Origin of the sequence: Oceanibium sediminis, from assembly GCF_003265325.1 — a bacterium.
Taxonomy (GTDB): domain Bacteria; phylum Pseudomonadota; class Alphaproteobacteria; order Rhodobacterales; family Rhodobacteraceae; genus Halovulum; species Halovulum sediminis.
Genome location: NZ_QGNX01000001.1, coordinates 539,240 through 553,224, shown reverse-complemented (window position 1 = coordinate 553,224; position 13,985 = coordinate 539,240). Strand labels below are relative to the sequence as shown.

Genomic DNA, 13,985 nt, shown 5'->3' with positions numbered 1-13,985 from the left:
GCTCAGCGCCGCTTGCGCTGGGCCGTTTCCCACAGGCTGTTCACCTTGGACTCGCCCAGCAGGATCAGCGCCGCCAGCGGCCAGCTCAACAGCGCGACCGAGACGACGTGCAGGTAAGGCGCGCCCGTCGCGCCGACCCAGAGCGTGATGGAAAACGTCAGCGCCATGGCGAGTAAGTAGAAACGTGCGATCTGCCTGACCATGTTATCTCCCCACTGTTTTGGAAACAGATAGTGCCGGAACGGCGTGCATCCTATCAAATATGACAACAATATGACCAAAAAACAGTTAAATAACGGCAAATTGATCTGCGCAATTACGGCTTGGTAATCTATCTAACTGAAATATAGTATTAATCTATAGATCGCGATCGCTGGCCCGAGCTAGCCAGATTGCCACATTTTCGACGTATTCAGGCCTTGCCGCGCTGCACGCCCCAGATCCCCGCCATGATCACGCCGACGCCCAGAAGGTCCCGAAGGGTCAGCGCTTCGCCCAGGATGAGCGCGGCGATGGCGACCCCGAAGAACGGGTTCAGAAAGTGGAAACTGGACGCGCGGGTGGCCCCGATCCGCTCGACAAGGTGAAACCAGATCAGCGTCGCCAGCAGGCCGGGGAACAGCACGATATAGACGAAGGCCAGCCCGAGCGAGGGCGTGAACGTGATCTCCCAGGTCTCGAAGATCGCGCTCAGAGGCAGCAGGGTAAGGCTGCCCGCGAACATTTGCAGGCCGACCACCATCAGCAGGTTGCCCCCCGCGCTGGCGCGGCCCATCAGAAGCGTGGCCGTCGCAAGGGACAGCAGCCCGCCGACGCAGAGCAGGATGCCGAGCGGATCCGCGCCGCCAGTGATCCGGGCGGACATGATGACAAGCACCCCGGCCAGCCCCGCCACCAGCCCGGCGATGCCGAGCGGACGCAACCTTTCGGCGAACAGGATCCAGCGCGCGGCGGCGACGACAAGCGGCAGGCAGCTCGCGATGATCACCGCGATGGACGCCTCAATGCGCTGAACCGCCGTGAAAATCAGCCCCAGGTAGAGTGTGTTCTGGAAAACGCCGAACAATGCCACCGACAGCCAGCCGCGCCGATCCAGCGTCAGCCGTTGCCCCATGAGCCAGGCGGCCCCGACGGCCAATATCCCCGCGACGGCGAAGCGGATGGCCAGGAAAAGGAAGGGCGGTGCATCCACCACGGCGATCCGCGCGGCAGTGAAAGCGCTGGACCAGATCACGACGAACCCCAACCCCACAAGGGCGATACGCAATTCCATGAACGGTTTCCAGGTCGGGGCCAGAAAGAAACAGGGCCGCCTGATGGCGGCCCCGAAAGGTTGGAAGTCTCAGCGCCTTCAGGCGTTGATGACGTCCTTCAGTGCTTTTGCAATGGTCACTTTTGCGACGCGGTCAGCGTCCTTGTGCATCTGCTCACCCGTGGCGGGGTTGCGTACCATACGAGCGGGACGCTCACGGCAAGAAAACTTGCCAAGGCCCGGCAGGGTCACAGCACCACCGTCCGCAACCTCTTTCGTCACCACTTCGGTAAGCGCGTCCAGCATACGGTTCACGCTTGCCTTGTCGCTTTCGGTTTTTTCCGCCAGCGCGGCAACAAGTTGGGTTTTGGTCATAGGTTTCTGGGCCATTATATAGCTCCCCGATTGAGATTGTTTTTGACGCTCGCGCGTTAACTTGCCCGCAGACTAAAGCCAATCCCCCATGAAAAAACAATGGGCGTTTTAGCCTGTTTTCCCTTTTTTTTATGGCTTATGGGCCTTGACGAAGGGCGGGTTATAGGAACGCGGTCTCTTCAAAGCTGCGAAGTTTGCGGCTGTGCAGCCGTTCCAGTGGCATCTCGCGCAGGCTTTCCATGGCGCGCAGCCCGATCAGGAGGTGCTGGGCGACCTGGCGGGAATAAAAAGCGGTCGCCATGCCGGGAAGTTTAAGTTCGCCGTGCAAGGGTTTGTCGGATACGCAAAGTAGCGTTCCATACGGAACCCTGAAGCGGAAGCCATTGGCCGCGATGGTCGCGCTTTCCATGTCCAGCGCGATGGCGCGGGACTGGCTGAGCCGCTGCACCGGGCCGGACTGGTCGCGCAACTCCCAGTTGCGGTTGTCGATGGTGGCGACGGTGCCGGTGCGCATGACTTTCTTCAGTTCGAAGCCTTCCAACTGTGTCACTTCGGCAACGGCGCGCTCCAAAGCGACCTGCACTTCCGCAAGCGCGGGGATCGGCACCCAGGTGGGCAGATCGTCGTCCAGCACGTGGTCTTCGCGCACGTAGGCGTGGGCCAGCACGTAGTCGCCCAGGCTTTGCGAGTTCCGCAGCCCCGCGCAATGGCCGAGCATCAGCCACACGTGCGGGCGCAGCACCGCGATATGGTCGGTGATCGTCTTGGCGTTGGACGGGCCGACGCCGATGTTGACCAGCGTGATCCCGGATCCGTTGGCGCGTTTCAGGTGATAGGTCGGCATCTGCGGCATCTTCGCAGCGGGGGTGCCCCCGGTTCCCTGTGCCGTGGTCACATGGTTTCCGGGCTCCACCAGCGCTTCATAGCCGCTGTCAGGATCGGAAATCTGAGCGCGGGCATAGGCGATGAATTCGTCCACGTAGAACTGGTAGTTGGTGAACAGCACGTGGTTCTGGAAATGCTCGGGGGCGGTGGCGGTGTAATGCGCCAGGCGCGCCAGCGAGTAGTCGATCCGCTGCGCGGTGAACGGGGCGAGCGCGCGGTCCCCGTCGGGCCCCACGAGCACGTCGCCGTTGGTGATCCGGTCGTCCGTGGTTTCCAGGTCGGGAACGTCGAACAGGTCGCGCAAGGGGCGTTGCAGGTGATCCTCGATACTGCCTTCCAGGTGCGTGCCCTCGGCCATGGCGAAATGCACCGGGATCGGTGTGCGCGATGGACCGATGGTGACCGGCACGCCGTGGTTCTGCATCAGAAGGCCGATCTGCTGCGTCAGGTAACCCGAAAGCAGGCGCGGATGGGTGATCGTGGTGGTGTAGCGGCCCGGCTCGACCACGTGGCCGAAGCTTAGGCGGCTATCCACGCGCGCGAAACTTGTCGTGGTGATCGAGATCTCGGGGTAGAAGGCCCGGTACCGCGCCTCCGCCGCGCCGCCCTTCATTACGGCGGTGAAATTCTCGCGCAGGAAGGCCGTTGCCTCCTCGTAAAGGGCGATCAGCGCGCGGACGGCGCCTTCGGGCGTATCGTAGCTTTGCGGCGAGACGGGGTCGGGGCTGAGAACGGGAAGCTCGGGTTGCGATCTGGGCAGTTTCACGGGCGGGGTATCCTTTGGGGGCTGGTCATTCTATGCGCCGCAACGCCGGTTCGCGCAAGCCCGGGCGATGGCAGGGCGGCTGCGCGCTCAGCGGGCGAAGACCGCGGACATCAGCGCTTCGAGCATGGTCTGGTCGTTCGCCGTGAAGGCGGCCGGGCGGTCGCTGTCGATATCGAGCACGCCGATCAGGCCGCCGTCGCGGTCATGGACCGGCACGACGATTTCCGAGCGGGTCGAGGCGGCGCAGGCGATGTGGCCGGGAAATGCCTCCACGTCGTCGACGCGCTGGGTCTGTCCCGTGCGCGCCGCGGCGCCGCAGACGCCGCGGGAAAAGGGGATCTTCAGGCAGCCGTGGCCGCCCTGGTAGGGGCCGATCTTCAGCATCTGCGGGTCCGTGACGCGATAGAAGCCGACCCAGTCGAAGCGCTCGTCCGAATGGAACAGCTCGCAGGCGACGGTTGCCATCAGGGCGACCGGGTCGTCTTCGCCCTCGGTCAGGGCGAGGATGCGGTTGGAGAGGGTGTCGGTGTTCATCGGGGGATCAGACCCGCGCCGCGGTCCGACGTCAAGTCCCCGGGGCAGGGGGCGGAACGAGGGGCCAGCCCCTCGTGCTCGCCGGGATATTTTGGGACTTTGGAGGGGGGGCGAAAGAAGCGGGCCCCGCATGGGGGCCCGCGATGGTCGGTGTCCGTGCCTTGCGGGCGGTCAGGTCGTGAACTCGGGGTAGGCTTCCATGCCGAGTTCGGACATGTCGAGGCCGGTGATCTCGGCTTCCTCGTCCACGCGGATGCCAACGGTGTTCTTCATGATCAGCCAGACGACGAGACTTGCCACGAAGACGAAGGCGCCGATGGCGATGACGCCGGTCAGCTGGGTGAAGAGGCTCGCGTCGCCGTAGAAGATCACCGCGATGGTGCCCCAGACGCCTGCGAACAGGTGGACCGGGATCGCGCCGACCACGTCGTCGATCTTCAGCTTGTCGAGGAACGGCACGGCGAAGACGACGATCGCACCGCCGACAGCCCCGATCCAGAGGGACCCGAACAGGGTTGGCGCCAGCGGCTCTGCGGTGATGGAGACGAGCCCCGCCAGCGCGCCGTTCAGCACCATCGTCAGGTCCGTCTTGCCGTAAATGGTCTGGGTCAGCAGCAGGGCCGCCACGGCACCCGCGGCTGCGGCCATGTTGGTGTTGGCGAAGATGCGGCTGATGTCGGCCACGTCTGCCGCCGTGCCCATGGCAAGCTGCGAGCCGCCGTTGAAGCCGAACCAGCCGAGCCACAGGATGAACGTGCCCAGCGTGGCCAGCGGCATGTTCGAGCCGAGGATCGGGGTCACGCGGCCATCAGCGGCGTATTTGCCGATGCGCGGACCCAGCACGATGGCGCCGGCCAGGGCTGCGAAGCCGCCCGCGGCGTGGACCAGGGTCGAGCCGGCGAAATCGGCGAAGCCTGCTTCGCTGAGCCAGCCGCCGCCCCACTGCCAGGACGCCTCGATCGGGTAGATCAGCCCTGTCAGGATGATGACGAAGACGAGGAAGGGGCCAAGCTTGATGCGTTCCGCCAGGGTGCCGGACACGATGGAGGCGGTGGTGGCGCAGAACATCAGCTGGAAGAAGAAGTCCGACCCGACGGAGGCGTAGTCGAGCGCGGGCTCGACGCCCTCAAGCCCGACAGGCTCCAGCGAGGTGGGGGAGAAGCCGCCGAGCCAGCCGGCGATCATCCAGCCGTCACCGGGGTACATCAGGTTGAAGCCGATCAGCCAGTACATGATCGACGCGATGGAGAAGAGGGCGATGTTCTTCGTTAGCTGGGTGGTCACGTTCTTGGAGCGCACGAGGCCCGCTTCGAGCATCGCGAAGCCCGCCGCCATCCAGAAGACGAGGAACCCGCCGATCAGGAACAGCAACGTGGTGAAGATGAAGCCCGTTTCGTCGGGCGCGGCAGCTTCCTGCGCCAGAACGGGCGTGGCTGCGAGCAGGGGGGCTGCGCTCAGCATCACGGTTTTCAGGGTAGTTTTCATTCGGATCTCCCGATTTCGGATAGTGGGCAGATGTGGATCAAATGGCTTCGTCGCCGGTTTCCCCGGTGCGCACGCGCAGGGCCTGCTCGACAGGCAGCACGAACAGCTTGCCGTCGCCGATCTTTCCGGTCTTGGCGGTGGTCGCGAGGGTTTCGATGGCCTTGTCGACCATCTCGTCCGCGACGACGAGTTCGAGCTTGATCTTGGGCACGAAGTTGACGACGTATTCGGCGCCCCGGTAGATCTCGGTATGCCCGGCCTGGCGGCCGTATCCCTTGACCTCGGAGACCATCAAGCCCTGCACACCCAGGCTGGTCAGCGCCTCGCGGACTTCTTCCAGCTTGAACGGCTTGATGACAGCTACGATCAGTTTCATCTTTTCCCCTTGCTTCGGTTGAAAACCCGACGGATCGGGTGCGCTGCTTGCGGTGCAGCCGATGGCGGGAAAAGAAGCCTGCGCGGGCGGCTTGACCAGAAATTCGCGAAAAATCGGGGCCTGAGAATTCAAGTTTTGTGCAATGCGGGACTAATTTATGCACAAAAATGATACAGAGCTTAAAAATTAATCACACTTGAGATGGGTTTGGTTTCCGCTCTACATCGCGCGGCAAAGCGGGTAATGTGCCCCCCAAGGGCAGAGTAGACAAAAGGCCCATGCAGATGGCGAGAACAGGCAAGACGCGTCCCAAGGCGGGGCCGCGCAAAACCGCGACCAGGGGCAAGGCGAAAACCGCGCCGAAGGCGACCGCGCGCCAGCGGCGCGCCACGCGGCGGTCCCGGCGGCCCGGTCTGATCGAGCGCGTGCTGCGCTTCCTTCTGTTCGCACTGGTGTTCCGGCTGATCTGGTGGGTCGGCATCCGCGTGGCCGTGATCGGCGGGCTGATCCTGGCCGCGACCACCTTCTATGCCTATGCGACCCTGCCGGACATGGAGCAGTTGCTCGACGGGCGCGAGCGGGGCTCTGTCACGCTGCTGGATCGCAACAACCGCACCTTTGCCTGGCGGGGCCAGCAATACGTGGTGACGCGGGCCGAGACCGCCTCGCCACACCTGGTGAATGCCGTGCTGGCGACCGAGGACAAGCGGTTCTATGACCACTTCGGGCTGGACCCCCGCGGGATCGCCCGGGCGATGGTGTCCAACATCAGGGCGGGGCGTGTCGTTCAGGGGGGCTCGACCATCACGCAGCAGGTGGCGAAACTTCTGTTCTTTGAAAACACCCGCAGCCTTGAGCGGCACATCAAGCAGGTGCCCATCGTGTTGGCGATGGAGATCAAGTATTCAAAGAACGATATCCTTTCGATCTATCTCAACCGGGCCTACCTGGGCGCGGGGGCGCAGGGTTTCGAGGCGGCGGCGCAGCGCTATTTCAACAAGTCCGCGCGCGACGTGAACCCGGCGGAAGCCGCGATGCTGGCGGGGCTGCTGAAGGCGCCGTCGCGCTATGCGCCCACGTCTGATATCCGCGCCGCGCAAGGCCGGGCCGAGGTGATCATCGGCCTGATGGAGGAGCAGGGCCACCTGACGAGGGTGGAGGCGGACATCGCCCGGGCCAATCCCGCGCAGCTTTCTTCGGCGGCGGAGGCGCGGGCTGGGGGGTATTTCGCGGATTGGGTGATGTCGGCAGGACCGAGCTTCCTGACCAATTCCACCACCGAGGACGTGGTGATCGCCACGACATTTGATCCGACGCTTCAACGCGCGGCGGAATCCGCGCTGCGCGATGTGTTCGCCACCAAGGTGCGCGACGGTTCCAAGGCGCAGGCGGCGATCGTCGTGATGTCGCCCGACGGGGCGGTGCGCGCGATCGTCGGCGGGCGCAAGACCGGTTCGGACGCCAATGGCCAGTTCAACCGCGCGACGCAGGCGCTGCGCCAGCCCGGCTCGGCCTTCAAGCCCTTCGTCTATGCCGCCGGGTTGCAGGCAGGTCTGCATCCGCTCGACGTGATGGAGGATGCGCCGCTGACGCTGAACGTGCGCGGCTCTGGCCCGTGGAGCCCGAAGAACTACACGCGCGATTTCAGGGGTCCCGTGACCCTGCTGGAGGGGTTGCGCGACTCCATCAACGTCATCGCCGTCAAGGTCTCTGAACGGGCCGGGCGTGAGCGGGTGCGCAGCATCGCCGCCGATTTCGGGATCTCGCGGGAGTTGGCAAAGGGTCCGGCGCTGGCACTGGGCGTGTCGGAGATGACGCTGCTGGAGCTGACCGGCGCTTATGCGGGTATCCTCAACGGCGGGCGGCGCTCGATCCCTTACGGGCTGATGGAACTGCGCCTGAAGGGTGAGCGGGGGCTGCTCATGGGCTCGGACCGGCAGGATGCGATCCGGGTGCTGGATCAGCGGGTGGCGGGGCACATGGTCTACATGCTCGCGGACGTGGTGGCCAACGGGACCGGGCGGCGCGCGCAGCTGGACGACCGCCCCGCGGCCGGCAAGACCGGCACGACGCAGGCGGCGCGGGATGCGTGGTTCGTCGGTTTTACCGGGGATTACGTGGCCGGGGTCTGGATGGGCTATGACGACAACACGCCGCTGACCGGGGTCACCGGTGGCGGACTGCCTGCCGAGATCTGGCGCGAAACCATGGTCAGGGTGCATGACGGCAAGCCCGCGTCCCCCTTGCCGATGATCGTCCCCGAGGATCGCGGCGGCGCGCTGCTGACCGGCGGCGCGGACCCGGAGGCGGACACGATCATGAACCGCGTGCTCGACACGCTGTTCGGGCTTGAAAGCAGTTACTGAGGGGCGGGGCGCGACGGCCCCGCTCATTCACCCCCGTGCGTTCAGGGCGGCGATCAGCCCGTCGATGCTGTTGCGGTTCGCCTCCAGCAGGGCGCGCACTTCCGAGCGTTCGGTGGACAACATCGAGACGCCCTCGATGAACATGTTGAACACCTTGGGCCGACCGCCCCTGTCCACGACCTGCCAGTCCACGCTGGTGGGCGCATAGCCGGGATAATCGACGCGGGTCGACACGACGATCCCTTTGTCGCCCCGGTCCGCGGTGCTGACGATGGTCACGGTCCCGCCGCGATATTCCTGGAACTCCGACCCGTATTTGCGCGCCAGGTAGCCTTGGAACGCCTGCACGAACGCCTGCTGCTGCGCGGCTGAGGCAGACCGCCACGGCTGGCCCAGCACCGAGCGCGCGATTAGCGGCACATCCGCGTAGGTGGCGAACATCCGCTCGAACCGCGCCAGCGCCTGCGCGGTGGAGACGTTGGAGTTCGCAATCGCCAGCGATTCAGAGGTGACCTTCTGGACCAGCGACTGCGCCTCTCCGGTGGAAATCGCCAGCGCGCGGCCCGGCAACAGGGCGACGAGCCCAAGGGCGGCGGCCCCGATCAGGAAGGTGCGGCGGGTTGGTCCTGCTTCAGTCAAAGGCATTTGGGTCCTCCAGGTCGATATCGGCCACGCCATCGTTCACCGCGCGTGAGCGGTTCTGAAGATAGGCGATGCGCGCGGCGGTATAGCTGTCGGCAGACTCGTAATACAGCGCGTTTATCACCCGATCGAGGTCGTTGCGCACCTGCAGCACGTTGCCGACCCGCGCGGCGATCACGTAGCCGGTGATGTCCGGGTCTACACTTCTAACCAGGTTGTTCGCAGGGTCTGCGACAAACTCCACGATCCGGCCAAAAGAATCCCGCACTGTGCTGGGCCCCAACACCGGCCGTTCCACGTAGGGGCCGGAGGCGACGCCCCAGACCGCCAGCGTTTCCCCGAAATCCGTGGGCCGGTCGAACACGCCCGCGTCCGTCGCCGGGTCCAGCAGCCCGCCAAGGCCGAACACCGTGTTCATCCCGAAACGCGCGAAACTCGCGCCCGCGTCGTCGATATCGCCCTGCAACAGGTGGTTGATGAAGGCCGCCGGCTGGCCAAGATTGTTCACCCCGTTGCTGACCCCGGTCCGCACCGGGCTGGGCACCGCGGCGACATAGCCGTCGGACAGGGGCTTCACGACCGACCGGTCCAGCGCCTTGTTGAAGGCGTGCACCTTGCGGTTCCGCTCTTCCCAGGGATCGTCGACGTCCAGGGCCGACGTCTGCGGCCCTGCACAGCCGGTGACCACGACGAGCAGCCCCGCAAGGACTGTGGCGCGTAAGGCTATTCCGTGAATCCGCGGCAGATTGGGGCTAGTCATCGTCATTCCGTAACTTCAAACTCCTCACCTGATACCCTTGCCCCGAACCCGCAGTAAGGGGAGGCTGGTGTTTTTAGCGCTGTTAACCAATCATGATATACATTTCTGTCGGATATATGGTTCGCAAAGGGCCGATTGACAGAATTAAGGGCAATTCTCACGATGGCTGCTGCTCAACCGAACTCGCCTCTTGACCGGTCCCGCCGGGAGCTTCGGGCCGCGATGGGCCGGGGCAGGGGGGTGTTCCTGTCGATCGCTCTGTTCTCGGTCTTCGTCAACCTGCTGATGCTGACCGGGCCGCTGTTCATGTTGCAGGTCTACGACCGGGTCCTGTCCAGCCGGTCCGAGGCGACCTTGGTCGCGCTTTTCGGCCTGGTGGCCGCGCTTTACCTGCTCATGGGCTTCCTCGATTACGCCCGAGGGCGGGTCGCGGCGCGGATCGGCGCGCGGTTCCAGGACGACATGGACGAGCGGGTGTTCGACGCCACCCTGCGCCGCGCGGTTTCCCCGGTGGAGCGGGCCCGCCCCGCCACCGGGCTGCGCGACCTCGAGGCGGTGCAGCGCTTCATGAGCGCGCCGGTGCTGTTCGCCATCTTCGACATGCCCTGGACGCCGATCTTCATCTTCGCGATCTTCATCTTCCACCCGATGCTCGGCTGGCTTGCCGTCGGGGGCGGGCTGCTGCTGATCACGATCACCCTGCTGAACCAGCTGACCACGGCGCGCCCGGTACAGGACGCGGCGGTGGCCGGGGCCCGATCCGACGCTTTCGCCACCGGCGCGCGGGACGAGGCGGAGCTGATCCAGGGCCTCGGCATGCGCCCCGCCGTAATGGCGCGCTGGCGCGAAACCCGGTCCGAGGCGCTGGCCGAGCATATCGCCGCCTCAGACCGCACCGGCACCTTCGCGACGATGTCGAAAACCCTGCGGTTCTTTCTGCAATCGGCGATGCTCGCCCTTGGCGCCTGGCTGGTGTTGCAGGCCGAACTGACCGCGGGCGCGATGATCGCCGCCTCGATCCTGCTGGGCCGCGCGCTGGCCCCGGTGGAGCAGGCGATCAACGGCTGGCCGCTGTTCCAGCGTGCCCGGCAGGGCTGGCGATCGCTGGAAACGCTGCTGGCGCAAACCCCGATCCTGCCAGAGCCGACGGCGCTGCCCGCGCCGCGCGCGATCCTGGACGCCCAGCATGTCACCGTGGTGCCGCCGGGCGAAAAGGTGGCGACGCTGCGCATGGTCAGTTTCCGCCTGGAACAGGGGCAGGCGCTGGGCGTCATCGGGCCGTCGGGGTCCGGCAAATCCACGCTGGCGCGGGTGCTGACGGGGATCTGGCCGCCCGCTTCGGGCAGCGTGCGCCTCGACGGCGCGACGCTGGACCGCTACGCGTCCGAGGCGCTGGGCCGCGCCCTTGGCTACCTTCCTCAGGACGTGGCGCTGTTCGGGGCCTCCATCGCGCAGAACATCGCCCGCCTCGCCGCTGCGCCCGACGCGGAGGCGGTTGTCGCCGCCGCCAAGCGCGCCGGGGCGCATGACATGATCCTGGGCCTGCCCGATGGCTATGACACGATGATCAACCCCGGCGGCAGCCGCCTGTCGGGCGGACAGAAACAGCGCATCGGCCTTGCCCGCGCCATGTACGGCGACCCGGCGATCCTGATCCTGGATGAACCGAACGCCAACCTGGACGCGGAGGGGCAGGCGGCGCTGAACGCCGCGATCCGCGCGATGAAGCAGGAAAACAAGTCGGTCATCATCATGGCCCACCGTCCCGCCGGCATCGCGGAATGCGACACCATCCTGGTGATGGAGGCGGGGATGCGCAAAGCCTTCGGCCCGCGGGACGAGGTGCTGAAGGCGCAGCTGAAGAACTATGAAAAGGTGGCGGGCGCGCTGACCTCGGAGGGCAAGACATGAACGACAAGCCCCTTCCGGTCCCCGCGCGGGACGCGTCGAAACTGCCCGCCACCCGGGAGGTGCCCCCGACCGCCCGCGCCGCGCGCCCCGCGTGGAGCCAGCGCCGCCCGCTGTTCATCGGCTTCGCGGCGCTGGTCGTGCTGCTGCTCGGCATTGGCCTCTGGTCGGTCTCGGTCACGATCTCGGGTGCGGTCGTCACCTCCGGCATGATCGAGGTGGAGGGCAATCGCCAGGCGGTGCAGCACATCTCCGGCGGGGTGGTTGGCGAAATCCTGGTGGAGGATGGCGACCCGGTCCAGGCGGGCGAGGTGTTGCTCAGGCTGGATGACACCATCGAACGCTCGGAACTGGCGATCATCGAGGGCCAGCTTTTCGAGATCCTGGCCCGCAAGGCCCGCCTGACGGCGGAGCGGGACGGCGCGGACGACGTCGCCTTCGACGCCGAGCTTGTCGCCGTCGCCCAAAACCGCCCGGACGTGGCCAGCCTGATGCAGGGCCAGGCCCGCCTGTTCGATGCGCGGCGCGAGACGCTGGACAAGCAGACCCGCCAGCTACGTGAGCGCACCCTCCAGATCGAGCAGCAGATCCAAGGCACGCGCGCCCAGATCGCCGCCCTGTCCGAGCAAAGCGCGCTGATCGCGCAGGAACTCGCCGATCAGCAAAGCCTGCTGGATCGTGGCCTGACCCAGGCCAGCCGCGTGCTGGCGCTGCGCCGCGAATCCGCGCGCCTCGGCGGGCTTTTAGGCGAGTTGCAGGCGCGCGAGGCTGAGTCCCGCGCCCAGATCACCCAGACGGAGATCGAGATCCTGCAACTGGAAAGCAACCTGCGCGAAGATGCGATCACCACCCTGCGCGACATCGACTACCGCGAGATCGAGCTGCGCGAACGCCGCCTCAGCACCACGGAAACCCTGCTCAGGCTGGAAGTCCGCGCGCCGGTGGACGGCGTGGTCTATGCCCGGCAGGTCAATACCATCGGGGCCGTGGTGCAGCCCGCGCAAGTGCTGATGTACGTCGTGCCCCAGGAACAACCGCTGGTCATCTCCAGCCGGATCGAGACGATCCACATCGACCAGGTGCGCATCGGGCAGGAGGCAAGCCTGCGCTTCCCGTCGTTCGATCAGCGCATGACGCCGGAAATCATGGGCGTGGTCACCAAGGTGTCCGCCGATGCCTTCGTGGACGAAACGACCGGCGCGGCCTATTACACCGCAGAGCTCTTGCCGCTGGAGGGGGAGGCTGCCAAGCTCGGCCAGAACCAGTTGTTGCCGGGCATGCCCGTGGAAGCCTATATCCGAACGGGGGAACGTACCCCGCTGAATTACCTGCTGAAGCCGTTGGCTGACTATTTCAACCGCGCCTTCCGCGAAACCTGAGAGGAAGACCATGACCGGAACCATTGACGCCCGCCTGACAGAGCTTGGCATCACCCTGCCCGATGCACCGATGCCGGCGGCAAATTACGTGCCCTACGTGGTGTCGGGGGACATGGTCTTCATCTCGGGCCAGTTGCCGATCCGCGGTGGCGAGATGCTGACCGGCAAAGTCGGATCCGAGGTCAGCGCCGACGACGCGCAGGAAGCGGCCCGCCTGTGCGGCATGGCACTGATCGCCCAGCTGCGCGCGGCCTGCGGTGGCGACCTCGACAAGGTGGCCAGCGTCGTCAAGCTGACCGGCTTCGTCAACGGCGCACCGGATTTCACCGAGCATCCCAAGGTCGTGAACGGCTGTTCGGACCTGATGGTCGAAGTGTTCGGCGACAAGGGCCGCCACGCGCGCGCCGCCGTCGGCAGCGGCTCGCTGCCGTTCAACGTGCAGGTGGAAATCGAAGGGATCTTCCGTCTTGCCTGATCCCGCGCTGCCGCCAGAGCTGCTGCGCCTGCCCCTGGCCCATCGTGCCCTGCACGACCGGGCCGCGGGGCGGGTGGAAAACAGCCTCTCTGCGATCGAGGCGGCCGTCGCCGCCGGGTACGGGATCGAGCTCGACCTGCAGCTCAGCGCCGATGGCGTCGCGATGGTGTTCCACGACGACGACCTCAAGCGGCTGACGGGTCGCCCCGAACAGGTGCGCGACCTCAGGGCGGCGGCGCTGGCCGGGGTGCCCCTGCTCGACGGCGCGGGCGACCGGATCTCGACGCTGGCCACCGCGTTGTCGGTGGTCGGCGGCAAGGTGCCGCTGCTGCTTGAGCTTAAGGACCAGGACGGGGCCATGGGCAAACGCGTCGGCGCGCTCGAGGCGGCGGTGGTCGAGGATCTGCAACGCTATGCCGGTCCGGTGGCGGTGATGTCCTTCAATCCCCACAGTGTCGCGACGCTGCACCAGCTTGCCCCGCACCTGGCCTGTGGCATCGTGACCGAGGATTTCGAGAAGCCGCACTACGATGCCCTGCCCGCCGCCCGGCGTCAGGCGCTGTCCGCGCTGGCGGAATACGACCCCGCCGGGGCGTGTTTCGTGTCCTGCGGCAAGGCGGACCTGGACCGTGCGCCGATCCACGCGCTGAAGGCGCGCGGCGTGCCGGTGCTGACCTGGACCATCCGCTCCGAGGAGGAGGAGAGCGCGGCCCGAAAAATCGCGGACAACATCACCTTCGAAGGGTATCCCGCCAAGCTGGCGCATTGACCTGAGCGCCCCG

At 65.9% G+C, this 13,985-nt stretch carries 14 protein-coding genes; 5 read left to right on the top strand and 9 right to left on the bottom strand.

Annotated features, from left to right (window positions below):
* Positions 1–2: 2 nt before the first annotated feature.
* The 7 genes from DJ029_RS21660 to DJ029_RS02710 form a co-directional block, all read right to left on the bottom strand.
* Positions 3–203, bottom strand: coding sequence for a hypothetical protein (locus DJ029_RS21660; protein ID WP_157966240.1), 201 nt, complete (start codon positions 201–203; stop codon positions 3–5).
* Between the two features lie 209 nt (positions 204–412).
* On the bottom strand, positions 413–1,273 hold the full coding sequence (locus DJ029_RS02735; protein WP_112320782.1) for a DMT family transporter: 861 nt from the start codon (positions 1,271–1,273) through the stop codon (positions 413–415).
* A 78-nt stretch (positions 1,274–1,351) separates the two neighbouring features.
* Complete coding sequence (locus DJ029_RS02730; RefSeq protein WP_112320781.1) at positions 1,352–1,642, bottom strand: HU family DNA-binding protein; 291 nt, start codon at positions 1,640–1,642, stop codon at positions 1,352–1,354.
* 145 nt (positions 1,643–1,787) lie between these two features.
* Complete coding sequence (locus DJ029_RS02725; RefSeq protein WP_112321318.1) at positions 1,788–3,272, bottom strand: AMP nucleosidase; 1,485 nt, start codon at positions 3,270–3,272, stop codon at positions 1,788–1,790.
* 93 nt (positions 3,273–3,365) lie between these two features.
* Complete coding sequence (locus DJ029_RS02720; protein ID WP_112320780.1) at positions 3,366–3,812, bottom strand: GAF domain-containing protein; 447 nt, start codon at positions 3,810–3,812, stop codon at positions 3,366–3,368.
* A 171-nt stretch (positions 3,813–3,983) separates the two neighbouring features.
* Positions 3,984–5,297, bottom strand: coding sequence for an ammonium transporter (locus DJ029_RS02715; RefSeq protein WP_112320779.1), 1,314 nt, complete (start codon positions 5,295–5,297; stop codon positions 3,984–3,986).
* Positions 5,298–5,334: 37 nt separating this feature from the next.
* Complete coding sequence (locus DJ029_RS02710; protein WP_112320778.1) at positions 5,335–5,673, bottom strand: P-II family nitrogen regulator; 339 nt, start codon at positions 5,671–5,673, stop codon at positions 5,335–5,337.
* A 284-nt stretch (positions 5,674–5,957) separates the two neighbouring features.
* Here DJ029_RS02710 and DJ029_RS02705 point away from each other — a divergent pair, with 284 nt between their 5' ends.
* Positions 5,958–8,039, top strand: coding sequence for a transglycosylase domain-containing protein (locus DJ029_RS02705; protein WP_112320777.1), 2,082 nt, complete (start codon positions 5,958–5,960; stop codon positions 8,037–8,039).
* A gap of 27 nt (positions 8,040–8,066) precedes the next feature.
* On the opposite strand, the gene DJ029_RS02700 is transcribed toward DJ029_RS02705, so the two are convergent.
* Positions 8,067–8,684, bottom strand: coding sequence for an MlaC/ttg2D family ABC transporter substrate-binding protein (locus DJ029_RS02700; RefSeq protein ID WP_157966239.1), 618 nt, complete (start codon positions 8,682–8,684; stop codon positions 8,067–8,069).
* The gene (locus DJ029_RS02695; RefSeq protein WP_157966238.1) at positions 8,671–9,441 is read right to left on the bottom strand and encodes an MlaA family lipoprotein; all 771 of its coding nucleotides are present in this window, start codon (positions 9,439–9,441) and stop codon (positions 8,671–8,673) included. Before DJ029_RS02695 ends, DJ029_RS02700 begins: the two co-directional genes overlap by 14 nt.
* Before the next feature lie 162 nt (positions 9,442–9,603).
* On the opposite strand from DJ029_RS02695, the gene DJ029_RS02690 reads away from it, so the two are divergent.
* Genes DJ029_RS02690 through DJ029_RS02675 form a run of 4 tightly spaced genes read left to right on the top strand, consistent with a single transcriptional unit; the run spans position 9,604 to position 13,972 of the window.
* Positions 9,604–11,352: a type I secretion system permease/ATPase gene (locus DJ029_RS02690; protein WP_112320774.1), complete on the top strand. Its 1,749-nt coding sequence runs from the start codon at positions 9,604–9,606 to the stop codon at positions 11,350–11,352.
* Entirely contained in the window at positions 11,349–12,728 is a 1,380-nt protein-coding gene (locus DJ029_RS02685; protein ID WP_112320773.1) for an HlyD family type I secretion periplasmic adaptor subunit, read from the top strand. The genes DJ029_RS02690 and DJ029_RS02685 overlap by 4 nt, the downstream gene beginning before the upstream one ends.
* Positions 12,729–12,738: 10 nt before the next feature.
* On the top strand, positions 12,739–13,203 hold the full coding sequence (locus tag DJ029_RS02680) for a RidA family protein (RefSeq protein WP_112320772.1): 465 nt from the start codon (positions 12,739–12,741) through the stop codon (positions 13,201–13,203).
* The gene (locus DJ029_RS02675) at positions 13,196–13,972 is read left to right on the top strand and encodes a glycerophosphodiester phosphodiesterase family protein (RefSeq protein WP_112320771.1); all 777 of its coding nucleotides are present in this window, start codon (positions 13,196–13,198) and stop codon (positions 13,970–13,972) included. Before DJ029_RS02680 ends, DJ029_RS02675 begins: the two co-directional genes overlap by 8 nt.
* The last annotated feature ends 13 nt before the right edge of the window (positions 13,973–13,985 follow it).

Bases quoted from the DNA above. Each gene is read 5' to 3' on its own strand.
- DJ029_RS02685 (WP_112320773.1), top strand. From the start codon at position 11,349: ATGAACGACAAGCCCCTTCCGGTCCCCGCGCGGGACGCGTCGAAACTG.
- DJ029_RS02700 (WP_157966239.1), bottom strand. From the start codon at position 8,684: ATGCCTTTGACTGAAGCAGGACCAACCCGCCGCACCTTCCTGATCGGG.
- DJ029_RS02710 (WP_112320778.1), bottom strand. From the start codon at position 5,673: ATGAAACTGATCGTAGCTGTCATCAAGCCGTTCAAGCTGGAAGAAGTC.
- DJ029_RS02680 (WP_112320772.1), top strand. From the start codon at position 12,739: ATGACCGGAACCATTGACGCCCGCCTGACAGAGCTTGGCATCACCCTG.
- DJ029_RS21660 (WP_157966240.1), bottom strand. From the start codon at position 203: ATGGTCAGGCAGATCGCACGTTTCTACTTACTCGCCATGGCGCTGACG.
- DJ029_RS02735 (WP_112320782.1), bottom strand. From the start codon at position 1,273: ATGGAATTGCGTATCGCCCTTGTGGGGTTGGGGTTCGTCGTGATCTGG.
- DJ029_RS02705 (WP_112320777.1), top strand. From the start codon at position 5,958: ATGGCGAGAACAGGCAAGACGCGTCCCAAGGCGGGGCCGCGCAAAACC.
- DJ029_RS02695 (WP_157966238.1), bottom strand. From the start codon at position 9,441: ATGACTAGCCCCAATCTGCCGCGGATTCACGGAATAGCCTTACGCGCC.
- DJ029_RS02730 (WP_112320781.1), bottom strand. From the start codon at position 1,642: ATGGCCCAGAAACCTATGACCAAAACCCAACTTGTTGCCGCGCTGGCG.
- DJ029_RS02720 (WP_112320780.1), bottom strand. From the start codon at position 3,812: ATGAACACCGACACCCTCTCCAACCGCATCCTCGCCCTGACCGAGGGC.
- DJ029_RS02690 (WP_112320774.1), top strand. From the start codon at position 9,604: ATGGCTGCTGCTCAACCGAACTCGCCTCTTGACCGGTCCCGCCGGGAG.
- DJ029_RS02715 (WP_112320779.1), bottom strand. From the start codon at position 5,297: ATGAAAACTACCCTGAAAACCGTGATGCTGAGCGCAGCCCCCCTGCTC.